Origin of the sequence: Nocardia sp. NPDC049707 (assembly GCF_040674855.1) — a bacterium.
GTDB lineage: Bacteria > Actinomycetota > Actinomycetes > Mycobacteriales > Mycobacteriaceae > Nocardia.
Genome location: NZ_JBFANN010000018.1, coordinates 1 through 23,545, shown reverse-complemented (window position 1 = coordinate 23,545; position 23,545 = coordinate 1). Strand labels below are relative to the sequence as shown.

Annotated in this window: 25 protein-coding genes; 12 read left to right on the top strand and 13 right to left on the bottom strand. The window is 64.9% G+C overall.

Annotation, left to right across the window (positions count from 1 at the left end):
• The first annotated feature begins 29 nt into the window (after positions 1-29).
• The 3 genes from AB0J29_RS17780 (at position 30) to AB0J29_RS17770 (ending at position 3,738) form a co-directional block, all read left to right on the top strand.
• Complete coding sequence (locus AB0J29_RS17780; protein ID WP_364786919.1) at positions 30-1,652, top strand: MDR family MFS transporter; 1,623 nt, start codon at positions 30-32, stop codon at positions 1,650-1,652.
• Positions 1,653-1,870: 218 nt separating this feature from the next.
• Positions 1,871-3,106 (top strand): sensor domain-containing protein, encoded by a 1,236-nt coding sequence (locus AB0J29_RS17775; RefSeq protein ID WP_364786692.1) that lies wholly within the window; start codon positions 1,871-1,873, stop codon positions 3,104-3,106.
• Complete coding sequence (locus AB0J29_RS17770; protein WP_364786689.1) at positions 3,094-3,738, top strand: response regulator transcription factor; 645 nt, start codon at positions 3,094-3,096, stop codon at positions 3,736-3,738. Before AB0J29_RS17775 ends, AB0J29_RS17770 begins: the two co-directional genes overlap by 13 nt.
• A 57-nt stretch (positions 3,739-3,795) precedes the next feature.
• On the opposite strand, the gene AB0J29_RS17765 is transcribed toward AB0J29_RS17770, so the two are convergent.
• Complete coding sequence (locus tag AB0J29_RS17765) at positions 3,796-5,304, bottom strand: alpha/beta hydrolase (RefSeq protein WP_364786685.1); 1,509 nt, start codon at positions 5,302-5,304, stop codon at positions 3,796-3,798.
• Positions 5,305-5,342: 38 nt separating this feature from the next.
• Positions 5,343-6,509, bottom strand: coding sequence for a serine hydrolase domain-containing protein (locus AB0J29_RS17760; protein ID WP_364786683.1), 1,167 nt, complete (start codon positions 6,507-6,509; stop codon positions 5,343-5,345).
• A gap of 334 nt (positions 6,510-6,843) precedes the next feature.
• On the opposite strand from AB0J29_RS17760, the gene AB0J29_RS17755 reads away from it, so the two are divergent.
• Positions 6,844-7,902: a zinc-dependent alcohol dehydrogenase family protein gene (locus AB0J29_RS17755; RefSeq protein WP_364786680.1), complete on the top strand. Its 1,059-nt coding sequence runs from the start codon at positions 6,844-6,846 to the stop codon at positions 7,900-7,902.
• 290 nt (positions 7,903-8,192) lie between these two features.
• On the opposite strand, the gene AB0J29_RS17750 is transcribed toward AB0J29_RS17755, so the two are convergent.
• Positions 8,193-8,648 (bottom strand): MarR family transcriptional regulator, encoded by a 456-nt coding sequence (locus AB0J29_RS17750; protein ID WP_364786677.1) that lies wholly within the window; start codon positions 8,646-8,648, stop codon positions 8,193-8,195.
• Between the two features lie 85 nt (positions 8,649-8,733).
• Here AB0J29_RS17750 and AB0J29_RS17745 point away from each other — a divergent pair, with 85 nt between their 5' ends.
• Positions 8,734-9,396, top strand: a complete 663-nt coding sequence (locus tag AB0J29_RS17745) for an NAD(P)H-dependent oxidoreductase (RefSeq protein ID WP_364786674.1) — start codon at positions 8,734-8,736, stop codon at positions 9,394-9,396.
• Positions 9,397-9,502: 106 nt separating this feature from the next.
• Here AB0J29_RS17745 and AB0J29_RS17740 read toward each other — a convergent pair whose 3' ends face one another.
• Positions 9,503-9,898, bottom strand: coding sequence for a RidA family protein (locus AB0J29_RS17740; RefSeq protein ID WP_364786916.1), 396 nt, complete (start codon positions 9,896-9,898; stop codon positions 9,503-9,505).
• Positions 9,899-9,998: 100 nt separating this feature from the next.
• On the opposite strand from AB0J29_RS17740, the gene AB0J29_RS17735 reads away from it, so the two are divergent.
• Positions 9,999-10,973 carry a WYL domain-containing protein gene (locus AB0J29_RS17735; protein WP_364786671.1) on the top strand — a complete coding sequence of 325 codons (975 nt, stop codon included), beginning with the start codon at positions 9,999-10,001 and terminating at the stop codon, positions 10,971-10,973.
• Between the two features lie 810 nt (positions 10,974-11,783).
• Here AB0J29_RS17735 and AB0J29_RS17730 read toward each other — a convergent pair.
• The 4 genes from AB0J29_RS17730 to AB0J29_RS17715 form a co-directional block, all read right to left on the bottom strand.
• On the bottom strand, positions 11,784-12,419 hold the full coding sequence (locus AB0J29_RS17730) for an MspA family porin (protein ID WP_364786668.1): 636 nt from the start codon (positions 12,417-12,419) through the stop codon (positions 11,784-11,786).
• 266 nt (positions 12,420-12,685) lie between these two features.
• Entirely contained in the window at positions 12,686-12,937 is a 252-nt protein-coding gene (locus AB0J29_RS17725; protein WP_364786665.1) for an alkylmercury lyase, read from the bottom strand.
• A 6-nt stretch (positions 12,938-12,943) separates the two neighbouring features.
• On the bottom strand, positions 12,944-13,084 hold the full coding sequence (locus tag AB0J29_RS17720) for a hypothetical protein (RefSeq protein WP_364786662.1): 141 nt from the start codon (positions 13,082-13,084) through the stop codon (positions 12,944-12,946).
• A 175-nt stretch (positions 13,085-13,259) separates the two neighbouring features.
• Positions 13,260-14,498, bottom strand: coding sequence for an FAD-dependent monooxygenase (locus AB0J29_RS17715; protein WP_364786659.1), 1,239 nt, complete (start codon positions 14,496-14,498; stop codon positions 13,260-13,262).
• Between the two features lie 96 nt (positions 14,499-14,594).
• Here AB0J29_RS17715 and AB0J29_RS17710 point away from each other — a divergent pair, with 96 nt between their 5' ends.
• Positions 14,595-15,611, top strand: coding sequence for a WYL domain-containing protein (locus tag AB0J29_RS17710; protein ID WP_364786656.1), 1,017 nt, complete (start codon positions 14,595-14,597; stop codon positions 15,609-15,611).
• Between the two features lie 177 nt (positions 15,612-15,788).
• Here the strand turns inward: AB0J29_RS17710 and AB0J29_RS17705 are convergent, their stop codons facing one another.
• A complete protein-coding gene (locus tag AB0J29_RS17705) occupies positions 15,789-16,316 on the bottom strand; it encodes a hypothetical protein (RefSeq protein ID WP_364786653.1) in 528 nt (175 codons plus the stop codon).
• Between the two features lie 666 nt (positions 16,317-16,982).
• Between AB0J29_RS17705 and AB0J29_RS17700 the strand changes: the two genes are divergently transcribed.
• The 3 genes from AB0J29_RS17700 to AB0J29_RS17690 all read left to right on the top strand — a co-directional run bounded on the left by AB0J29_RS17700 (position 16,983) and on the right by AB0J29_RS17690 (position 19,165).
• Positions 16,983-17,639, top strand: a complete 657-nt coding sequence (locus tag AB0J29_RS17700; protein ID WP_364786650.1) for a hypothetical protein — start codon at positions 16,983-16,985, stop codon at positions 17,637-17,639.
• A 190-nt stretch (positions 17,640-17,829) separates the two neighbouring features.
• Positions 17,830-18,207, top strand: a complete 378-nt coding sequence (locus tag AB0J29_RS17695) for a MerR family transcriptional regulator (protein ID WP_364786647.1) — start codon at positions 17,830-17,832, stop codon at positions 18,205-18,207.
• Between the two features lie 70 nt (positions 18,208-18,277).
• Positions 18,278-19,165 carry a TIGR03619 family F420-dependent LLM class oxidoreductase gene (locus AB0J29_RS17690; RefSeq protein WP_364786644.1) on the top strand — a complete coding sequence of 296 codons (888 nt, stop codon included), beginning with the start codon at positions 18,278-18,280 and terminating at the stop codon, positions 19,163-19,165.
• A 100-nt stretch (positions 19,166-19,265) separates the two neighbouring features.
• On the opposite strand, the gene AB0J29_RS17685 is transcribed toward AB0J29_RS17690, so the two are convergent.
• Positions 19,266-20,429 (bottom strand): serine hydrolase domain-containing protein, encoded by a 1,164-nt coding sequence (locus AB0J29_RS17685; RefSeq protein WP_364786641.1) that lies wholly within the window; start codon positions 20,427-20,429, stop codon positions 19,266-19,268.
• 383 nt (positions 20,430-20,812) lie between these two features.
• Between AB0J29_RS17685 and AB0J29_RS17680 the strand changes: the two genes are divergently transcribed.
• Complete coding sequence (locus AB0J29_RS17680) at positions 20,813-21,256, top strand: hypothetical protein (protein ID WP_364786638.1); 444 nt, start codon at positions 20,813-20,815, stop codon at positions 21,254-21,256.
• 171 nt (positions 21,257-21,427) lie between these two features.
• On the opposite strand, the gene AB0J29_RS17675 is transcribed toward AB0J29_RS17680, so the two are convergent.
• From AB0J29_RS17675 to AB0J29_RS17665, 3 genes are all read right to left on the bottom strand, one after another.
• Entirely contained in the window at positions 21,428-21,781 is a 354-nt protein-coding gene (locus tag AB0J29_RS17675; RefSeq protein WP_364786635.1) for a hypothetical protein, read from the bottom strand.
• Positions 21,782-22,036: 255 nt separating this feature from the next.
• Positions 22,037-22,759 carry a DUF899 domain-containing protein gene (locus tag AB0J29_RS17670; protein WP_364786632.1) on the bottom strand — a complete coding sequence of 241 codons (723 nt, stop codon included), beginning with the start codon at positions 22,757-22,759 and terminating at the stop codon, positions 22,037-22,039.
• Positions 22,756-23,232: an SRPBCC domain-containing protein gene (locus AB0J29_RS17665; protein ID WP_364786629.1), complete on the bottom strand. Its 477-nt coding sequence runs from the start codon at positions 23,230-23,232 to the stop codon at positions 22,756-22,758. Before AB0J29_RS17665 ends, AB0J29_RS17670 begins: the two co-directional genes overlap by 4 nt.
• Positions 23,233-23,248: 16 nt before the next feature.
• On the opposite strand from AB0J29_RS17665, the gene AB0J29_RS17660 reads away from it, so the two are divergent.
• On the top strand, positions 23,249-23,545 hold a 297-nt coding region (locus AB0J29_RS17660), incomplete at its 3' end, for a metalloregulator ArsR/SmtB family transcription factor (protein ID WP_364786626.1).

The window sequence follows — 23,545 nt, the reverse complement described above, 5'->3', positions numbered from 1 at the left end:
GTTTCACCCATAGGCAGATCCTGACCATCATGAGTGGTCTGCTGCTCGGCATGCTGCTCGGGGCATTGGATCAGACGATCGTCTCCACCGCGATCCGCACCATCGCCGACCAGCTCAACGGCTATTCGATGCAGGCATGGGCGACCACCGCTTACCTGATCACCGCGACGCTCGCGACACCGCTGTACGGCAAGTTGTCCGATATGTTCGGCCGCAAGCCCTTCTATATGGCGGCCATCTCGATCTTCGTGGTCGGTTCGGTGCTGTGCACGATGGCGCAGTCGATGTACCAGCTGGCGGCATTCCGCGCATTCCAGGGACTCGGTGCGGGCGGCCTGATGTCGCTGGCGCTGACCATCCTCGGCGATATCGTCAGCCCACGGGAACGCGCCAAGTATCAGGGCTACTTCCTCGCGGTATTCGGCACCTCCAGCGTGATCGGCCCGGTGCTCGGCGGTGTACTGGCCGGACAGGACAGCATCCTCGGGATCAGCGGCTGGCGCTGGGTCTTTCTCGTCAACGTGCCGATCGGCCTGATCGCGCTCGGCGTCGTCTCCAGGGTGCTCAAGCTGCCGAAGCGGCCGCATTCCACCGACCGGGTCGACTGGTGGGGTGTGCTCGTGCTCGCGATCGGACTGGTGCCGCTGCTCGTCGTTGCCGAGCAGGGGCGCGAATGGGGGTGGGGCAGCGGGCGATCCATCCTCTGTTATGTGATCGGTGTGCTCGGTGTCATCGGGTTCGTGCTGGTCGAGCAGACAATGAAGGATAAGGCGCTGATCCCGCTGCGGATGTTCGCCAATAAGACCTTCGCGCTCGGCGTGGTGATCTCGGTCGTGGTCGGCTCTGCGATGTTCGGCGGTATTTCGCTGCTGCCGCAGTATCTACAGGTGGTGCGCGGATCCAGCCCGACGCTGGCGGGTCTGCAGATGTTGCCGATGGTGCTCGGGATGATGACCGGCTCGGTCGTATCCGGCCAGCTGATCTCGCGTACCGGTCGTTACCGGGTCTTCCCGCTCATCGGCGCGACGATGCTGACGCTGGGCCTGTTCCTATTGCATTTCGTGAATGCCGACAGCCCACTGTGGGTCGCGATGATCTTCATGGCCTGCACCGGATTCGGACTCGGCAATCTGATGCAGCCGCTCACCATAGCGGTGCAGAATGCGTTGCCGCCCAAGGATATGGGTGTCTCCACCGCCGCGGCCACGTTCTTCCGGCAGATCGGCGGCACGATGGGTGTCGCGGTATTCCTCTCGATTCTGTTCGCGCAGCTGACACCGAACATCTCCACCGAGATGAAGTCCGCGGCCACCGATCCGGCGTTCCAGCACGCCGTGGTCGAGGCGGCGCACAGTAGCAATCCCGCCGATGCCGCGCTCGCGAAAGGTCTTCTCGCGCAGGATACTTCGGCCGCCGGTGGGGTGCTGCAGGACAGTTCGATCGTGCAGCAGCTGAGTCCGGAGCTGGCTCGGCCGTTCAAGGTGGGTTTCGCGGACTCGATGTCGACGGTTTTCCTGTCGGTGACCGGCGTGGCGCTGCTTGCCTTGATCTTGGTGGTGTTCTGGAAGGAAGTGCCGTTGCGGACGGCCGGCGGTATCGAGGCGGCGAAGGGTGATGCGGCGGCGAACGGTGCTGGGCCGGATGGCGTTTAGCGCACCGGATTGTCGACGGTGGGTGGCGAAACCTCGAGTCCGTCCGCGGACACGGTGGATGCCGTGGCGAGTTCCGCGAGTGGTGCTGGCAGTTCGACGGACGGTGTCGGGCCGAAGGCGAATGGATCGGTGTGACCCGGTCCGAGTGGGCGGGGGAGCAGCAGGCGCCGTGATGTGGACTACGGTCGCATCGTGACATTGTCGTGGAAGCGCTGACCATGCGATATGTCCGGGCCCGGCTGCGGCTGCTGCCGTCCGCGGTCGGGTATCTGGCAGTTGGCGGCGCGACCTCGGTCTTGGCCATGTTCGCGCTGATAGGTCTGCTCGTCGTGGCGGCGCTGAGTCTGATCGGTGTGGGGATTCCGGCGATTCCCGAGGCGATTCGGGTGATCCGGCCCCTGGTCGGAGCCGAACGGCGCAGGGCGGCGCGGCGACTCGGTGCGCCGATCGAGGCGGTATATCGGCCGATGGACGGCGGTCTGCGGCAGCGGCTCGGGACGGCTTTTACCGATCCGGCCAATCGCCGCGATATCGGGTGGCTGCTGCTCCATGCGGTGACCGGGATCTATGTCGCGATTCTGGCGGTCGCGTTGCCGGTCAGTGCGGTCAATCAGCTGGTGATTCCGGCGTATTGGCAGTTGCTGCCCGCGGGCACGATCGCCAACTACGGTTTCACCGTCGACTCCTGGCCGAAGGCAGTGCTGAGCATGGTGATCGCGTTGCCGGTCGCCGCGGTGGCTCTGCAACTGCCGATGATCGCGGACTGGCAGGCCGTGGCTGCCCGCACGTTGCTGTCGCCCTCGGAGGATGTCCTGCTTGCCGATCGGGTTGCCGCGCTCACCGCGACGAGGGCGGCCGCGCTGGATGCGCACGGTGCCGAACTGCGGCGGATCGAGCGGGATCTGCACGATGGCGCGCAGGCCAGGATCGCCGCGGTGATCATGCAGCTCGGGTTGGCCGATCAACTGCGTGAACAGGATCCGGAAGCGGCGCAGAGCATGGTGCGCAAGGCACAGGACACCGCGACCGCCGCGCTCGCGGAGCTGCGTGATGTGGCGCGCAGCGTCTATCCGCCGGTGCTGTCGGATCGTGGGCTGGCCAGCGCACTGTCAGCGCTCGCCGCGCGCAGTCCCATTCCCGTGGTGCTGGATTCGAGTCGGGTGGGCAGGCTTCCTGCGGCGGTCGAGGCCGCGGCCTATTTCGTTATTGCCGAAGCTTTGACGAATGCCACCAAACACTCTGGAGCCCAGTCCATTTCGATTGTTCTCGACGGTGCCGCCGAGGTGTTGACGATCGCGATCACCGATGATGGTGTCGGCGGTGCACGGGAGGTGTACGGCGGTGGGCTGGCTGGCATCCGGCGGCGGGCCGAGGCGCTGGACGGGCGGATGGGGCTCACCAGTCCGATCGGTGGCCCTACTGTGTTGCGAGTGGAGCTGCCGTGCGGGTCATGATCGCCGAGGATGACGCCCTGCTCCGGGAGGGGTTGGTGTTGTTGCTGAACACCGCTGGTATCGAGGTGGCCGCGGCCTTCGACAATGCGGACGATTTCCTCGCCGCGGTGGCCGCCGACCGGCCGGATGCGGTGGTCGTCGACATTCGATTGCCGCCGACATTCACCGATGACGGCCTGCGCGCCGCCGTGCGCGCCCGCGAGCTGCATCCCGGCCTCCCGGTGCTCGTGTTGTCGGCCTATGTGGAGGACTCCTACGCCGCCGAACTGCTCGGCGACGGTGCCGGTGGTGTCGGCTATCTGCTCAAGGAACGGGTCGGCAGGGTCGACCGATTCCTCGATTCGCTGCGCCGCGTCGCCGACGGCGGGACCGCGATGGATCCCGAGGTGATCTCGCAGTTATTGGTGCGGCGCAAGGCGGATGATCCGTTGGCCGCATTGACCGCCCGGGAGCGGGAGGTGCTCGCATTGATGGCGGAGGGGCACAGCAATGCCACCATTGCCGACCGGTTGGTGGTCACCGAAGGTGCTGTGCACAAACATATTCGGAATATTTTCGCGAAACTCGGATTGGCGGCCGATGATGTCGGGCATCGCCGTGTACTCGCGGTGCTCGCATATCTGAACGCGTGAATTCCGCTCGTCCGGGATCGCCCGAACTGTGTTGTGGCTCAGGCGATCCCGTTCGAGTCAGTCTGCGTGACAGGTCACGTCCGTGGCCGGGAGTGTGCCGTCGCGGAGGTAGGTGTTCACCACATCGTAGGTGCAATTGTTCGGATAGTTCCCGAAGATCCAGTGGATCGCGACATCCTGGAGGGTGACCATGCGGGATGCGGTCAGATCCCGGTGCATGGCGACCGCCCCCGGATAGGTTGTGCGGGTATCGCCGGTGGACTGCACGATCAGCGTCGGCACCGAATTGCGTACCCGCGTTGGCGATTCGGCGGGCGGTGCCCAGAACGCACACGATGTCAGATTGTTGACGAAGTCGCCGAATATCGGTTGGCTGGCGCGGGCGGCTTCGATATTGCCCCAGTACCAAGCCGGATCCCTTGGTGCTGCCACGTCGCCGCACATGATGGCGAGCTGTGCCGAATTATCGCGTGGCTGTGCGTTGAGCATGAAGGCCAGCGCCGAATTCAATTCGGGTGCGGGCTCGACGGTTTTGCCATCAGCGGCGTCGGCGAGCTGACCTACCGTGGCGGCCAGCGTCGGATACTTTCGCGGGGCGTCCAGTTCGGTGAACAGCAGTACCGGCAGGGTGTGGTCGTCGATGGTGAAGTCGCCGAACCGGATCGGGTCCGCGGCCGAGCGACGGATCAGCTCGAGCACCTTGTCGCGCACCTGTTGGCGGGTCGCACCCAGGTGATATTCGTCCTCGCGCGCCGCGGTCCAGTCCGCCCACCTATCCAGCGCCGCCTCATTGGCCGCGCCCATATCCTGCACCATGCCGACGGGCCCGTACCGATCCGGATCGGCGCTGCTGTCCAATACGATTCGGTCGCTGCGCTCCGGAAACATCTGGGTGAAGACCGCTCCCAGGTAGGTGCCATATGAGGTGCCGTAGTAACTGACCCGCTCTTCGCCGAGCGCGCCGCGGATCACATCCATATCCCGCGCGGTATTGCGTGTGGTGAAGTACCGCAGTCGCTCACCCTCACTGGTGGCGCAGCGGGTTGCCAGATCGGCCTGTGCGGCAACGGATTCGGCGAAGCTGGTGGCGTCGATACCGGCGGCTTGCAGGCCGAAGCCGCGCGGCCAGTGACAGTCGACCGGTGACGAGCGCCCGACCCCGCGCGGGTCTATGCCGATCAGGTCGTAGCGTGCGCGTACGTCAGGGGTCATCGCCGCACCGACATCGACCATGAAATCGAGCCCCTCCCCGCCGGGTCCGCCGGAGTTGGACAGCATCACCCCGTGCCGCCGCACGGGATCGGTCGCGGCCATGCGTGAGATCGCCACGGTGATCGTCTCGCCTTGCGGGGCACTGTAATTCAGCGGCACAGTCACATCGGCGCATTGGGCGTGCGCTTGGTCCAGGCGCGGGTTGTCGCACGACTTCCATTGCAGCGGTTGGCTATAGAAGTGCTCCAGGGCCGGACCGTTCGTGTCGGTAGGGGTGGAGCAGGCGAGTCCCGTGCCCGCGAGCACAGCGGCGAAGCTGGCCTGGACGGCCATCGTCACCTTATTGCGTAGCACCGTCGATCCTCCGTCTCTCGGTCGCATGTTTTCGCTGGTCATCCGCCACAGATGGCGATATCGAATACCTTCTCGACCGCGTCGAATGCCGCTTGACTGTCGGGCAGTTGGTTCGTGCTCACCACTACCGCGGTCCCGTCGGCGGCGACGCCGGTGCGGACTTCGAAGCCGGGGATACTGCCGCCGTGTCCCCAGACTTCCTTGCCGCACGGCACGGGGCGATGGATCAACCCCAATCCGTAACCCTCGCCGGGGCCGCGGTCGAATGGGACGGTTCGCTGCATCTGCGCGAATTGCGCTGCGGGCAAAAGCCTTCCGCTCAACAATGCGATGAAGAGTCGATTCAGATCCGATCCGGTCGAGATCATCGCGCCTGCCGTGCCCGCCCATGAGGTATTCAGGTCGGTGAAATCTATTCGCTTACCATCGATTTCGTGATAGCCCGACGGATGTGGATCGCGAATTCCGGTGTCGCCGTCGGCCGGAAAGTACGTCGCTCGCAAATCGAGCGGTTCGATGATCCTGCGGGTGATCTCCACGGCGGGCGGTTGGCCGGTGACGCGTTCGATGAGCATGCCGAGCAGGATGTAGTTGGTGTTGGTGTAGACCGATTTCGCGCCGGGTTCGAAATTCGGCGGCATCGTCATGGCCATGCGGACCAGGTCAGCGGGCGCGAACTGCTGATGGCGGGTCGTATCCGAGGTGGGGTCCAGCTGATTGCCCGTAGTCTCCATACCGCCGTCGGCCCTGCCATGCCCCAAGTAGTCGGGCACACCGCTGGTGTGCTGGAGCAACTGCCGCACGGTGATCCGGTTGCCGTCGTTCCCACTGCCCTGCACCACACCTGGGAGATACCGTTCCACGGGTGCGTCGAGTTCGACCTTGCCCTCGGCCACCAATTGCAGAATCACCGTCGCCACGAATGTTTTGGTATTGCTGCCGATCCGCACCTGCGCGTTATCGGCGAACGGCGTACCGGTCCGCAGGTCGCCAACGCCCGCGGTCAGCGTGCGGTGTCCGCCCGGACCGTCGATTACCGCCTGCACGCCGGGGAAGCCGCTGTTGACCACCTGATCCATTGCGGCGGTCAGTTCCTGGGACGGTGCCGAGGCGGTGGGCGTCGCGCATGCCGCAGTGGTCAGGATCGCCATTATCGCGATTCCCGATAACGCGCCCATGCTGGAATGGCGCCGAAATACCTTCATGAGCAGTGATTTCCTCCCGTTCCAGCGCGGAAGTCATCGTTGCTCCCTCGCGATTCGAGCCTAGAAATCCGGGCTGGTCGCGCCAATGCTGTGCGCACCCGAATTCCGGGTAGAGCCCACTGGTGTCGGTTGGTGGTGCCAGCACTACCAACAAGCGCGCCGAAACCTCCGCCTCGGTGCGGGATGACACTCCGCGCGCGGTCCGGTTCTATTGAGAAGGAAGGGTTCGGAGCCTGGGCGCCGACGAGATGCCGGCACCAGCAGCGTTCTTGTCCAGAACGCCCGCCGAGTTCGTCGGGCGCTGAGAGACGAAAGGTCACCCATGCCTCGATCCATGCGCGCGCTCGTAGCCGGAAAGGTCGGCGAGCCTACCGATGTCCTGCGGCTGGAATCCCGACCTGTTCCCACGCCAACGGCCGGTCAGGCGTTGATCCGTGTGAAGGCGACTCCGATTCACGCCAGTGACCTGCACGTGCTGCGTGGTCGCTACGGTTTCGCCCCCGAGTTTCCCACTGTTGGGGGTCATATGGAATGCGTGGGCCGTATCGAGGCCCTCGGCCCGGATACCGAGGGACCGAAGATCGGCGAGCGCGTGCTGACCGTCGCCGTCCCGGCGGTACCCGGACCCCATGTGGCCGGCACTTGGCAGGAATACCTTGTTGCCGATACCCGACGACTCCTGCCGGTCCCCGACCATCTGAGCGACTCCAGCGCCTGTCAACTCGCCGTCAACCCGTTGACCGCGCTGCTCCTCGTGACTCGCGAACTCGACGTAGCCCCGGGTGACTGGTTGTTGCAGACGGCCGCGGGCTCCACCGTCGGCCGGCTCGTCATTCAGCTGTCCAGGCATCTGGGTATTCGCACGATCAATGTCGTGCGGCGCCGCGATGCCGTTGCGGAGATCAAAGCGCTCGGTGGTGACGAGGTCATTTGCACTGAGGACGAGGACCTGTTGCGGCGTGTGGCTGAGATAGCGGGACCGGTCGGCGTGCGCAAGGCCATCGACTGTGTCGCGGGCCACGTGGGTGCCCAGGTTTCCCAGGCATTGGCTCCAGGCGGAGAGGTCGTGGTCTACGGCGCGCTCTCTACCCATCGGCAGACCGACCCGGCAGCGCTGACGATCCCGCTCCAGGCACGCTCGGTTATCTACGAGACCAAAGCAGTCCGTGGCTTCTGGCTGAACCGCTGGTTCGGCACTGCCTCACCTGAGGATGCGCTGCGCGCGCTATCCGAGGTTCGCAGTCTCGTCGCTGATGACGTGCTGAGCATCCCCCAAGGCCAGCCGTTTCCGCTCGAACGCTTCGCTGAAGCCATCTCGCTCGCCGAAACACCCGCACATGGCACCAAACCTCTCTTCGTTTTCGAAGACGGCCGGGACAAAAACGACAGGTAGGAAGCGCTCTGCCGGTGTTGGCGGCGGCGAGGCCGCAGCGGGGAGACCCCGTCGAATCCGAATAGCCGACGAATATGTGAGTGCCCGCCGGACCCTTGTTCGGAGGCACATCTTTGACAGGTCCGGCCACGCCAACGCCGAGCCGGTTCACCAGGGCGGCGGGCGAACGGCTCGGCGTTGTTCTACGTTTCGTGTGGAACCTTGAACGGGCTGGTCAATCCGCCGTCCACGGGCAGGACGACACCGGTGACGCCGTAACAACCGCTGACCGGCACTTGGTGAAACGTCGTTCAGCGCTCGGCCGAGGTGAGTGCTTCGTCCATCGACGCCAGCAAGCGCAGGGCTGCGGCGAGGTCATCGGGGGCCATGCGCGGTAAGGCGGTGTGGCGTGCCTGCTCGAAGACGGCGTCGCCGCGGCGTACCAGTTCCGCGCCCGCTTCGGTCAGTGTGATCGCGTTCGCTCGGCGGGTGCGCGGCGAGACGGTCACGCTCATCAGGCCGGCGGCGACGGCCGCGTCGATCTGCCGGCTGACTGTGCCCTTGGTCAAGCCGAGGCGGTCGGCGACGGCCTGCTGGTTGATCTCGCCGGGATAGGCGTCGACAACGCTCAGGACCAGAAACTGTGCCAACGAGACACCCAGCTCGCGGCGGAACAGGCTCTCACCGGCGCGATCCATCAAAGCGGCCACGCGACGGACGAGGAACCACAGCTTCGACAAATCGTCCGGGAGGGGCTTGTTCTGCATCGGCTCAGTATAGGGCGCTGGGTTTGATAATCAACTGTCGCCTATGCAACAGTTGATTATCAAACCTTAGGTGAGGAGTGCGCCCATGCGAGTCCTGTTGGTTCTCGACCACCCCTATACCCTCGAGTCGTCACAAAACGTGCCGCATCGCCGGAGCTTTTCCGCTGCCGCCGCGGCTGCGGCGATTCGCGGCGCGACTGCGGCCGGGCACGAGGTCGATGTGATCGATCTGGCCGCTGACGGGTTCAATCCCGCGATGACCGCCGACGATCTGAGGGCATGGCGTCGAGGCGTGGTGGTCGATCCCGTGGTGGCCGACTACCAGCGGCGTCTGCTGGAAGCCGATCACCTCGTGTTCGTGTTCCCGGTCTGGTGGGAGGCGATGCCCGCCGCGACGAAAGGCTTCCTGGACCGTGTGCTCACCAAGGGACTGACCTTCGAGGAGTTGGCCGATGCCAAGGGCAACCCGTTTCGCAATCTGATGCCGCGCCTGGCCGGAGTCACCGTGTTATCGGTTATGACCACCCCGGACAAGGCGTATCGCTGGTGGTACCGCGACCCGCTGACCAAGATCATGTTCAGGGGCACTTTCGCCAAGATCGGTGTCAAGAACCTGACCTGGCTGAACTTCGCCAATGTCGCCGGGAAAACACCGCTGCAACGCGAGCGGATGCTCGCCGACGCCGAACGCAGATTCGCTGATCTCCCCGCCGAATCCGGTGCATGGTCGGCGCGGTCACGGGCGTGATGTCGATGGCGGACCGGCCGTAAATGCCCGACCGGGAATGGCAGAGCTCGATCCCGGTTCGAAGGGACATCCGGTCGATCCGGATGTCCCTTTTCGCGTGGTCACATCACGCGACGGCAGTCCCCTCCAGCTCGACCATCTGGCCGGGGATCGCCAGCCGTGTCACCCCGAGCATCGTGGTGGTCGGTGCCACCCCGGCGGCGCCCAGCCGCGACGCCAGCACGCCGTAATGCGGAAACAGCAGATCGACGTCGGTGGTGTAGACGTTGAGCCGGACGAGGTTCGCGAGGGACATGCCGGCCTCGCGGAGCACGGCCTCCAGGTTGTCGAGGCTCAGCGCCAACTGTGCGGCCATGTCACCGTCATGCTGGGGCTTGCCGTCGCCGTCCATCGCGGTCTGCCCGGAGCAGTACAGGGTCCGGGTGTGCCCGGAGACGATCTCACCCTGGTTGAATCCCATCTCCACCGACCAGGTCACCGGGTTGACCGCTGTTCGTTGCACTGCCACATCAGCTCCATTCGATTCATCGAAAGTACGTACGTCCATGAGCCTTCCAACAAATCACGACATCTTGTGTCGTGTATTTCGGTAAAGTTTTCGTATGCGCGCCGACCGGTTGGTCTCGCTGGTGCTGCTGCTGCGTCAGCGCGGTCGGCTGTCCGCGGAGACGCTCGCCCGCGAGCTGGAGGTATCCACCCGCACCGTGCTGCGTGACATCGAGGCGCTGTCCGCGGCCGGCGTCCCGGTCTACGCCGAACGCGGCAGGCACGGCGGTTTCGCGTTGTTGCCCGGTTTCCAGACCGAGCTCACCGGGCTGAATCATGACGAGGCGCTTGCCCTGCTGGTCGCCGGATCGCGGCGCGGCGCGCAGGTATTCGGCCTCGGCTCGGCGCTCGCTTCGGCCATGCTCAAAGTGGTTGACGCGCTGCCGGAAAGCCATCGGGCCACCGCGAGCGACGTGGCCCAGCGATTGCTGATCGACCCGGAGACCGACCTCCTCTCGCGCCGGCTGGTTGCTGAGGAGGTGCCCGACAGCATAGTGAGCGAGATCCGGCGCGCGGTGTTCGCCGGACACAAGCTGCGCATCCATTACGCGGCTGTGGACCAGACCCCGAAATGGCGCACAGTCGACCCGATCGGCCTGGTCACCGTACGCGACCAGGGCTACTTGCTGGCTACGAGATCTGGTGCGGACCGCACCTATCGGCTGTCGCGGGTGTTGGCCGCCGAGGAACTTCCCGAACCGGCACAGCGACCGGACCGGGTCGATCTGGACCGGGCCTGGCAGGAACGCAGCACGCGGTTTCGGGCCGGCGGCGACCAGGTCACCGTGCTGGTACGGGTGGACCCGGCACGGCGCGAGGACCTGGTGAGCACCGCACTCGCCGTCTGCGCCGAAGAAGCCGACGCGGACGGCTGGCTGCGAATGGAGGTGACCTTCCAAGATTCACGACACGCCGAATGGGCACTGTGGCAACTCGCCACGAACGCGGAAGCCCTTGCCCCGCAGTGGTTGCGCACCTCCCTGCGCAACCGCGCCGCCGCGATCATTACCTGCTACGGAGAGCCATCCTGAGAGTTGTCAGGGCGTGAATCGGGCCCTGGACAAGTTGCGAGCGACGAGGACGCCGTGTGCTTGTCGGCGTTCGTGCTCGAACACATTCGCCTCAACGGGCACTACAGCTTTCACCTGTCCGGCCGCTGCGTGATCCGGACACATCCGACGAGGACGGCTGAACCGGTGTTCGCTCGGGACCGAAGGTGTGGCTAGGCAGCTGGATTCTGGGATCCGGCACACATTGCGTCACGCGCCCCCATAGGATCGCTCACTCAACAGTATTCGCCTCCACATCAGATCAATTTCTGCGCTGTTGGTCGGCCGATCAGGTGGAACTGGTGGCGGCATCGGCCGAGAGATGCCACCGTCAGTTCCACGTGATCACTTGTCCAGTAGTGCATCTCGGGCTGCGGCCGACGATCACGGAATATGTGCCAGAGCCGAATTCTGGCGTCGATTCCAGGTGAATTCGAGCGTCACGGGTGCCTTACTTCCTGACGGGCGCGATCGGTGATCCTCTGCCTGGCCCCGGCGCGGGTGGAACCAGGGCACCAGCAGGCGTATTGGTACTGGGCGCCGGCTTTGCGGGCGGCGGCGCCAGCATCTGTAGTGGCAGGGAGGGGGATGGTGCTGCGGGTCCGCTCCGCGTTGCTGGGCCGGACCCGCCGTTACCACATTCGGGAGCCGCTGTTGCGCCATATGTTTCGCCGCATGTCGGTGATGGGGCGGCTGGCACGATAGGTTCGGCGGAGGCGTTGGCGACGCCGAACATCAGCGATATCGACACACCGGTCAGTGCGATCCAGCGGCGCCATCCTCGTATCAGGATCACAGCCATATCGGGTCACCGTAGACGGCGACCGAGTTGTCGGCCGTAGCAGTGGATGTCGACACGATCGCGAACGAACGCAGGCTGACCGCACCAGCGCATGCGTCGATCTTTATCTGTACCTGGTCGACTGAAATCGAACCATGGGACTCCGCAAGCGCTTTCGTGCCGAGGGTGATGCTGGTGATGGTGCCTGGCTTGATGGTCGTCGACATGTTCGGCAACGCCAGCGCGCTGCCGCCGACCGCGAGGCCGGGGGACGGGGCGACCGTCACCATGGCGTTCGGGCCGATCGCCGCCGATATTCCGAGGCTGAGGCCGTTGGAAACATCGGCCTGACAGCCGATCTGGTATCCGAGTTGCAGCGTCCCGGAGTTCACTGCTTCCCGGCCTTCACCACTGATATCGGTTGCGGCCGACAAGGTGACGAATCCTTCTCGGGTGAACGGAGTCGCGGCCAGATTGGGGACGCGTTGAACGTCTTCCGCGGTCTTGCTGATCCGTAATTCCCAGCCGTCCTCGGTGTTGACTACGCGGGATTTGTCCGCCACTGGATCGGCGGACGCGGTGGCGCTGGTCGCGCCGAATACTGCGGCGGCAGCGATGCCGAGCATCGCAATCGTCGAGCCCTTCAATGAAATTCCTTAGCCTTGGTGCTGTGCGGAGAACAGTCGGGTGCCGTAGTAAGGGCTGAAACCCCTACTACGACGCCGAGACCGCCCACGGAGTCGGGCAGTCGATGTGAGTAGCTGTGACAATGTGAAGGCTGTATGTCATCGCGATGCGGCGATGGCGGCGACCGCGCTTGTACCGGGTGGGGGCGCCAGTTTTCGTCTGCGCCAACATCTCCAGATCACCAGCGATGCCGAGATCCATCGGGAAACGGTGTCGCAGATGACCTCTAGAACCAGGTGCGGAGTGCTTTCATAATGCGGTCTTCGGTGGGCAGGTCCAGGCGGCAGGCGGGGGCGCTGCCGGTCGGTGTGCCCATGATGTCGATACCGTTGATGAGAACGGTGGGTGAGGGGTAGTCCCCGATTCGCTGCTGAATGGGGATGGTCAGGCTCAGCCGGTCCAGGCAGGTGCGGAGCAGGTCGAGGGTGGCGGGTGCGTTGGGGCAGCCGGGCACGGTCAGCACTTCGATGGTGGTCATTGCTGGTTACCTCGGTTTCTCGGTGGCGAGTAGGGTGCAGCCGATCAGCCGGCCGGAGACGGCCTGCCCGGCCGCACCCAGGTCATAATGGTCGGCGCGATGTACGGGGCAGTCTTCGGCATCGGTGTCCGGCTCGCCGAACTGCACGGCGTCACCGTCGCGGCGGCCGGAATGGTCTGGGGCCTCATCGTTTTCGCGATCAGGACCCGGACCGGGCTACCGGTCGCGGCCGCACTCTTCGGCGGCGGTGATCCGATCCGGCACCATGGAGCATGGTCGGATACCCCATCTTCCTCGTTGAACACCTGCAGACCGCAGCTGGTCACTGACGTAGCCGGGCGGCTGCGGCCAGGATCGGGGTGCACACCGCGGTGGCCGCGGCGCCAAGTGTGGTGTCGGTGGCCAGAATCCATCGGACGGTCCTCATCGCGAGGGTAAGGGCTTCACTGCCGCGTTGGCGCATGCCGGTCTCGAACTGGTTGATGGCGTCGATGAGGGTGGTGTTGCCGGTGGCGGACTCGGTGAGGTGGTTGAGCAGGCTGGCGGCGTCACGGATGGCCGCGCCGGCTCCCATTCCGGCAGTGGGCGGTGTGGCATGCACAGCGTCGCCGAGCGCGGTGATGCGGCCCGCGGGCCAGGGCGCGAGATCGGCCGCGCGGGTAGAGGCGGCGTTGAAACGGAACCCGGCCACGCTGTGCGGATCAGCCTGGGAAATGACCTCGAGTGTGTGCTCAGCCCAGCCTCGCTCATGGAACTGGCCGAGTAATGCGGTCTGCAACTCGACGTCACGCAGGTCGCGCAGGGAATCGGTGGCGGCGGATTCGGGGAACATGGCGCCCCAGATGTAGGTAGGTCCGGTGGTCACGGACATCCGCAGCTCGGGAGCGTCGAGCGCGGCGTTGCCGACCGGGTCGAGGAACCCGACGTAGAGCGCCGCTCCGCGCGGGCCGACCGCCAGCCCCGAGCGTGGCCTGAGCCGGCGCTGCTCATGGGGGCTGAGGTCGTGCAGCAGGGTGCGGCCGGAGAACCCGATGATGCCCGCCGGGCTGTTGGTCTGGCCTCCCGCCAGGTGACGGGCGACCACTGAATGGGCGCCGTCCGCGCCGACGACCAGGTCTGCCGAGGCCGGCGCCCGGTCGGTAAACATCACCTGAGGTGTGCCGTCGTCATCGTGTCCCACGCCGGACACGCGGCAGCCCAGGTGCAGGCGGTCACCGACAGCTTCGGCCAGCAGCATGCGCAGGGTGATCCGATCGACATCGACACTGGAATCTTCGCTGAGGTCCGGTCCGTGGCCGAGCAGCCGGCCGCGGCGATCCCAGAACGCGTCACGCTCGCGCAGCCGCAGCGCCGAACCCGACGCCAGCAACCGCCGCATGATCTGCGGTTCCACCAGTTCGGCCAGCGCCGACTGCGCCCGGTCGTCGAGGGTGATGTGGTAGCCGCCGGTGGCGGCCACATCGGTGTCACGGTCGAATACCGCCACCTCGAACCCTCGGCGACGCAGGCCCGCCCCGAGCGCGAGCCCGCCGATCCCACCACCGACCACGATGACACGCATATCCGACTGTCCTTTCGCCACTTGTTCGTCTGACAGGGGCCCACACTGACACAGGTAGTGGACACCGAATGGCCACTACCCGTGTCACGATGGAACATGGCGAAAACCTCACACCGGGCGTTGCGGTTGCTGTCCCTGCTCGGCTCGGACCGGCGGTGGCCGCTGCGCGAGCTCGCCACCCGGCTCGGGGCCAGCGAACGCACCGTCCGCCGCGACATCGAAACCCTGCGCCAGCTCGACTACCCGATCATCACCGTCCATGGCCCCGACGGCGGCTACCAGCTCGGCGACGGGCACACCTTGCCGCCACTGCTGTTCGACCACGATCAGGCCCTTGCGGTCGCGGTCGCCCTACAGACCGCGCCGAGCACGATGTTCGGCCTCGGAGACGACGCGGCGCGGGCGTTGGCCACGCTGCAACAGGTCATGCCCACGGCGCTGCGGGCGTCCATGGAATCCCTGCGCCTGACTCGGCTGCAGAACTATTGGGAATTCCCCTCACCCCCCGTCGACCCGGCCGCGCTCACCGTGGTCGGATCCGCGGTACGCCACCGCCACCTGCTCGTCATCGAGACACTGCGTCCCGATGGCACCCGCCCGGAACCCGGCGACCCCGACTTCCTACCCGCTCGCCGCATCGAGCCTTATCACCTGGTCGTCTGGGCCGGTCGGTGGTACCTGGTCGCCTACGACCTCACCGACCACCAATGGCGCGTGCATCGCGTGGACCGACTGCACCCCCGCCCCACCACGCAGCCGTTCACCGCCCGCGCGCTCCCCAGCGACGACCTCGCCCACTTCGTGATGAGAACCTACGACCGCGGCGATACGCCCGCCGCCTGGCAATACACCGGCACCGCCCGGCTCAATCTGCCCACGCATGTCGTGGCCCGCTGGGCACCAGGTGGCTCAGTCGTCGAACACCTCGACACCGACCACTGTCGGCTCACCCTTGGCGCCTGGTCTTGGGCCGGCATCGCCGGCATCCTCGCCACCTTCGACACCGAACTCACCGACCTGCACCCACCCGAACTCGTGCAGGCATGCCGACTCCTCGCACACCGGTGGGCAACAATCACCGACACCGGCGAGAACCCCGACAACCCCGCGTAAATGGTCAGTTGCGCGAGTTATGCGAATCCGCACATCCGGACGGAGAACCGCAGGTCACGATTCGCGCAACGGCACCGGCTCGATCCTGTTCGCGTTGCTCGCCGTCGGCGCCGAACTCGACCGCAACTACATCCGCGAAAAGACCCTCGAAGGACAGCAAGCCGCCGCGAAGGGCAATCACGGCGGCCAGCCGAAGATATCGACGACGGCATGCTGCTCTTCGCCCGCACGCTCGCGGACAAGGGCACCCCGATGCGCGACATCGTCGAGAAGCTGACCATCAAGACCGGCGAGAACGCCGGCGAACACCCGTTCCTCGCCTCGTTCGACCGCGCATTCGCCGATGCTGCCGACCTCCGAAGGGCATGTGTGCCGTAACTTCGCCGATGATCGCCTGTGTATGGCGGCATCGGCTCGCACGTCGAGGATCGCGAGCAGGACCATCCGGCACACAGACATGCCCGACAGGTGTCCGGGCAGCGTCAGCACGGTGTGTGCTTCGGCTCGCCGGCATTCCTGGACGAGATCGACGAACGCCGGGGGCAGTGTCGCTGTCTCGGACGCCGGCTCGTGGAAGACGCCGCCGAGCGCGTACCCGAGTGACCGGGCGGCGGCCCGCAGTCTGTCGTCGCTGGAATTCCGGTCGCAGTCACGCAGAAGTTCGTCGCGCACGTACCCGTAGGCAAGAGGTAATAGAGCAGTCATTGGAGAATCCGGGTTTTCCGGTCGGCCGCGGGAGGTTTACCACCAGCAGCTGGACAGGGGGTGTGTGGATCTGTGGATCCGTCATCACAGGGCGGCATCCGCGCACCTTGTGTGCCGTCGACTCGACATGCAGTCGAGTTCGGCCGATGCAGTACTGCCTATTGAATTATCCGAGCGTGAAGTCGATTCGAGGTAAACATGCCGACAACCGTCGGTCAGGGGAACCGCGATCCCACCGAGCATCGTTGCTCGACTCGGCTGCACCCCGTTGTGCACCGCAGGGGTCGTGCTCCCTCGACCTGGTATCGGCTTGCCATTGAGCGCTCCTTCCGGGAGGTCTGACACATCTGTCGCCGACAATTCCGATCCTCATCAGCCAGGTACATCGCTCACATCGTGGAAAATACGTATTTCTCAGCACCTACCTATGCTGTCGCCTGCCCGCGTGTCCAGGCCGGTGCCGGTTCGACCGACACGAAAGCATCCAAACCCGCTGGGGCCGCGACCACGCCGCAAAGGTAAAAGTCAAGCTAGGGCGTGTATCGAAAGTCGATCTCTGGAGTGAATGATCACGCGGTGTGGTGCGCGGTGATGACGAGCGCCAGTGGGCAGGGCTGAGGCCGTTGTTGTTGTAGAGCATCAAGCCAGGCCATGCGCCGGATGTCAGTGCCGCGTGGTACCCATGCGTGCATGACGGGGACGACGTACGACGAATTGCTGGTGATCATTGACGAGTTCGCCGACAGGCTGGCCCCTCGAGCACGGTTGACCTGCCTGTACGGCCTGATGGCACCTTTGCTCGACCGCGTCGAGAGAGAAGACGAGGAACTGAGCGACGACCCCGTTCTGTCGACTCCGGATGCGGTGCGTGACCTGCGCAAGGCTGCCGCCGGAGAGCCGGTCGACGTCGACGCGGTTCACGAGCAGTTGACCGAGGTGGGGTTGTGCTATAGCGAGAACCAGGACCCGGAGCGGCACATCGTGTCGCAGTCGGCCTATGCGGCGGCGGCCTGGCTGCAACTGCTGGCAGGGCGGAAGCTGCGTACCACGGCATACCTCGAGGGCGATTACGAGGATCTGGTGCCGCCTTTCGCTCCGTCGGCGTTCACGCGGATCGTCGACCTGCTGGCCTGGACCCGGTCGGACCAGATCTATCTTCACTGGGAGGACGCCATCGCCTATCCCGAGGACGGCGATCTTCCGGCCGCGATACGCGAACTTCGGGCGATGCACGTGGAGATCAGCGGCTTTGGCAGGGAGCAGTACTCATGTGACTTGTCTTCACCGGCCTGCGGGGCCCGCAATGCCGAGCTCCCGAGCTAGCTTCAGTCGACTCGAGTGCGCAGCCTTCCCAACTCGACATGCACTCATGCCGAACGTGGACGCCGTGAGTTGTCCACCCGGGGGCGTGGGTTCGGACAGAGCCGAGTGGGGGTGGGTGCGGGTTTGCGGTATTGCCTTGACGTCGATGACAAGGTTTACCGTTGCCGCAGCAGTCTCGAGAGGAGATCACATGCTGATCGGAGAGCTGGCCGAGCGCGCCGGCACGAGTGCACGCACCGTGCGCTACTACGAGCAGCACGGACTCGTGCAGCCCGAGCGGTCGGCCAACGGTTACCGCGTCTACGACGAGCACGAACTCGAGATCGTGCAGAAAATCCGGGCCTTGCTGGAGTTGGGTTTCGACCTGGTCGATGCTCGCCCGTTCGTCACCTGCCTACGCACCGGCCATCGGTCCGGCGACGAATGCCCGGAATCGGTGGAGTCCATGCGGCGCAAGCTCGCCGAGATCGACGACGCGATCGACAGGCTCTCCACCACGCGGCGACAGCTGAGCGCGCAGATCAGCGCCGTGGCCGGCCCGCCCCCGAAATGCGAATTCTCCCCCTAGCACTCTTGTCTACGGTCGAGCCCGCACGGCGACAACCGGCTTCCCACACGTACCAGGAAGGAATCTCGTAATGCGGTTCGCGACCAGCTACAGCACGGCGTTCAACGGCACCGATCCCGATCGCCTCGTAGCATTCGCCCAGCACGCGGAAAACCTCGGGTTCGAGGCGCTGTACGTCCAGGACCATATCGCGCTGTATCCCGGCGCCGACTACGGTGTGGGCGAGCTGCCGCCGACGTTGCCGTATTTCGATCCGTTGGATTGCCTGAGCTTCGTCGCCGCGGCCACACAGCGGATTCTGCTCGGTACCGGTGTGCTGCTGCTGCCGTACCGGCATCCGGTGGTGCTGGCCAAGCGGTTGGCCACCGTCGACGTGCTGTCCCGAGGCAGGATGCGGCTGCTCACCGTCGGCCTCGGCGCCCTGCCCGGGGAAGCCCGCGCGATGGGCGTCGATTTCCGCAGCCGTGGCCGCCGCGCGGACGAGGCCATCGATGTGCTGCGCCTGCTGTGGGCAGGCGGCCCCGACGGCGTCAGCCACCACGGCGAGTTCTTCGCCTTCGACAACCTGTGTAGCTATCCACAACCGCACGAAACAACCGCGCTACCCATCCATATCGGGGGCTCCAGCGCGGCGGCAGCCCAGCGCGCCGGACGACGCGGTAACGGCTATTTCGCCGGCGGCATGCTGACCGAACACGAACGTGACCGGCAGATCGAACTGGCTCGCAAGACCGCCACCGACGCAGGACGCGATCCTGCCGAAATCGAGTACACCCGCTGGGGATCAGCCGACGTGTCCCCCGAACGCGTCGAGGAACTTGCTGAGCACGGTGTGGACCGGATCGTCGTCGGCTTCGCCGGTGCCGACCCCGCGCAGCAATACGACCAGATGTCGGAATTCGCCGAACGATTCGACCTCTCACCCAGAGACTCCGCCATCGACCACGGACACCACTGACCGCGACGCGTGTGATTACCGGCCGAAGGGCCGTTGTCTCCCAATTGATTCGGTGACCATCCAGCGTGGTCACGGCGGGTGGTGATCGGGTCGTGTCGAGTCAGGCGACTGCGCAGATGATAGTGATGAGTGCGGTGGAGAACTGATCGTTGGTCTGTTCGGTGTTGACGCTGATGGTTGCCGCGGTTCCCTTGGACGTGGCGATCGACAGGGTGGCGAAGCCGGGAATGCCGCCGGAGTGCCCCCATACCTGTTTCGTTTCGTTCCCACAGGGCAGCTGGAATCGGATCAGGCCGAGTCCGTAGTCCATCCCGGTGACGGACGACATCGGCATGGTTTGTTCCATCTGCGCGAGTTGTGGTGCCGGGAGCAGTTTTCCGGTCACCAGTGCGGTGAAGAACCGGTTCACGTCGGCGCCGGTGGAGATGATCGCGCCGGCAGCGCCTGCCCATGCCGCCTCCATGTCGGTGGCATCGACCCACTTGCCGTCGACATTGCGGTAGCCGTGCGGGTGTGGATCGCGCAGGCCGGTGTCACCGGCCAACGGGATGTAGGTGTCGTGCAGTGCGAGGGGCTCGAGGATGCGGCTGCTGATCTCGGCGGCGAGCGACCGGCCGGTGATGTGTTCGATCAGCATGCCCAACAGCACGTAATTGGTGTTGGTGTACCGGAATTGCGCTCCCGGCTCGAATTGCGGCGGGATGCTCATCGCGATGCGAACCAGGTCGACCGGTGTGAAATCGCGGTAGGCCTTGCCGTCCGTCGTCTGATCGAGTTGCTGGGGCAGCTTCGGCTCGCCGACTTCCGGGGCGAAGTCGGCGAGGCCGCTGGTGTGCTGGAGCAGTTGGTGCACGGTGATCCGGTTGCCGTCATTGCCGTTGCCCTGCACCACACCCGGCAGGTACCGCTCGATCGGAGCGTCGAGATCGACGGCGCCCTCCGCGACGAGTTGCAGGACGACCGTGGCGACGAAGGTCTTGGTGATGCTGCCGATTCGAATATGGGCGTGCTCGGCGTAGGGCGCTGCGGTGGTGAGGTCGCCGGCGCCCGCGGTGACAGTGTGCTCTCCGTCCGGTCCGCTGATGACGGCCTGCGCGCCGGGCAGACCGGACCGGACCAGGTCGGTCAGTGCATCGGAGACCTGCGCGGGCAACGGTGCGGCCGTGCTCGGTTTCACCGTGCTATCGCCGCAGCCCGCTGCGGCCAACAGTGCGGCGGCGACGATGGCGTACCAGCCGCGACGCCGAAATATGCTCGTACCCACGCTGCTACCTCTCTCCAGCACACGACCAAGGTCATTTCGATATGACGGATATGACGCTAGAGAAGAGGCGCACCCATGCCTATCCGGTAACCCCCTGAATTTCGCCCTACCCGGAAGACAGGGGTTGGGGAAGTGCTTGCCGTCCATGGAATCCCAGGTCGCCGAGTCTCGAAACTTGTTGGGATTCCGGACTGGTGAGGTCGCGTATCCCAAACCGGGTTCCGGAGCGAATGACCCTGATGCGGCGGCGTGGATGGTGATGTTGCCGAGACCTCGCATGCCGCAGTGGTTTAGCGCACCGCATAGCGAAAGGGTTTGGGGTGCAGGGAATTCAACTGATCGATTCCATCACTCCGGTCATGCATGGCAGCTATAATTCGAGTATGACAACTCCCCAGCAGGGACCTTCCAAGATGTGGGTCCAGACCATCCCGCTCGACATCAACCAAGCCCTCACCGCTACCTATACGCAGATCCACCCGTCGGGCCTAACGATCACGATCCCCTTTGCCGGTGTGTGGGAGATCTCCTACCATGCTCGTTCGGTGATCAATTTGGGCGCCGCGAACACAGCTGAGTGGGCCAGCACAGTCCTGTACAAGGGGCAGAGCCCCATCGACGGCACTCAAGCACTGGCCGGTGACGCTGGCGCCGCGAATCTGACGAGCCAGGCCACCGCTGGCCAGACGGTCCTGGCCGCCTTCAACGCAGGCGACGTCGTGAGCCTCTACGCGAAGGCCATCGGCGATCCGGCCAATAACGCCTCCATCATCAGCAACGTCGACGGGCGCACCGCAATCGCAGCACACTGGGTCAGCGCAGTCTGAAGTTGCGTTCAGCGCGGGCAGCATCTCGTTCGTCACGGGCCAGCAACACACCTGCGACGGCCCGATCGGCGGCGACGACCGGGTACACCCTGTAGTCGGCCCTTCCATTTCACGGAAGTGGAACAGCTCGAACACGGCCCTGAATCGTGCCACTCATCTTCGGTATTCCGATCACGCTGTCCGCTGCCAGTGCAACCGGGCTGTGACGTCGGTACCAGCGGGTGCGCTGAGCGCGAGCTCTGTGCGATCGGCCGAGAGATCGACGTTGCGGACAAGAACGCTACCCGCGTCGAATGGTGTGGTGCCGACTCCGACGTGATGGATCACGGTGTCTGCGTCGACGGTGACGGTTCCGGTGTAGGCGCCCGAGAGCAGGCCGTCCGGTTGTTGGTCGGGAACCTGCAGAATTACCCATACCTGACCATCTGCGGTGTAGCGCAGCATTCCGGATACGTTGGGCTGGTCAAGGATTCGAACCCCCGTGGTTCTGGTGATCTCGATCCGGTGCAGGGTCCACGTTCCCACCAAATCAGCAAAGCGCACGGCTGGTCCTCCCGGTCGATGAGGTCTATCTGTGAGAAGACTGCCAGGACGGAGAGACCAGGTCGATTACCTCACAGCTACTCCGGCTCAGTGGTGCATCCGAGAACTCAGGTGCGCGGGTTCCCGACCGCGATTGTGACGGCTGCTAGTGGCCCGCTGACGTGCATCTTCGGGAAGGTGCCGGTGCAGCAGCAGGACCTCGATCAGTTGGCAGGGGCATTCCAGAGGCGGGGCAGGTCAGTGGTGGTCGCAGGGGTGTGCAGGGCTGGTGTAGCTGTCGCTGAGGCGCATCCAGGAATAGGTTTGCTCCTGGGGATAGCCCGGTGGTGAATTCTCCCAGGTCTCCTGACGTCCCAGGGGGGTGAGATCGAGGAGGTCGAAGACAGCCATGAACGGCTCCTCGCCACGAGCATGTGTCGACCAGGTGTGGAAGATACGTCCGTCGCGCTGGAGGAATACGCTGATGGCTTGGCGCTCTTGACCGTCGACGGTCGCACCGAAATCGATATTGAATGCTTCTCCGACGGTCGAGTACCAGGGCAGGCTCCACCCCATGCGGTCCCGGAAAGCGTGCAATTTCGCCACCGGTGCCCGTGAGGTGAGGACGAAGGAAGTACGCCGGGCGTGCAGGTGGCTCAACGGTCCGATGTGTTCGGCCATCATGGAGCATCCGTCACATCCCTGTTCCCAGTCGGGAGCGAACATGAAGTGTTGCACGATCAGTTGCGGCCGTCCTTCGAACAGGTCACGCAGCGTATAGCGACGGTTGGTGTCGGCGAACAGATAGTCCCCGCTGACCTCTACCATCGGCATCCGGCGGCGTGCCGCGCTGACGGCATCCTTCATTCGCGTGAGCGCCTTCTCCTGCTGCAACAGCACACTTCGCGCATCCTCCCACGTGTCACGATCCACCACCGGGGGGTACGTGGGTGGATCGAGCTGTCGTCGGCCGCCGCTCATCGGTAGAACCCTTCACGCAGATTGATCCCGTGCTCGACCCAGGCTTTCAGCGCAGTCAGCATCCCGGTCCAGCCTTCGCAGTTGCCGAACGCGGCACGAGCACCTGCGGGTGTGGCCTGCCATGAGGTTTCGGTGATCGTCACGAGGGTCCGCGCGTCGGCATCGATCGATTCGAATTCGAACACGACTCTGGTGGTACCGGCCCGATCGGTGGCGGCCTCACCTTCCCATTCGATGATGAGCCGGGTCGGCGGATCCGCTTCGAGGACTGTGACGGCGGTTGTTCCGGGAAAATCCGAGAACGCCCATGTCACCTCCACGCCCGGTGCGAGACGCCCGCGGGCGCCCCCGGTGGCGAAGTACCGCGAGAGTTGCGCAGGGTCGGCGACGGCCTCATAGACCTGTGCGCAAGGACGCGCGATGCGCCCCGACACTGTGAACGACAGCTCGGCGAGAGGATCCGAAGTAGACATGTTGTATTCTTACAACATGTCCGGATCTGGTGACAAGGGTTTCGATGACGACGATCGAGTGTTCAAGGCCCTTGCCTCGCCGGTCCGGCGGCGGATGCTCGATGTACTGAAGGATTCCCCCCGGACGACGGGAGAGTTGTGTGATCTCATGTCCGAACTGGACCGCACCACGGTGCTCCAGCACCTGCGAGTCCTCGAACGAGCGGAGCTGGTGACGGGACGACGCGTCGGGCGGGAGCGGCACCTCTCGCTCGCCCCGCTGCCCATCAAGCGTATCCACGATCGATGGATCAGCACATACATGCATGCTGCG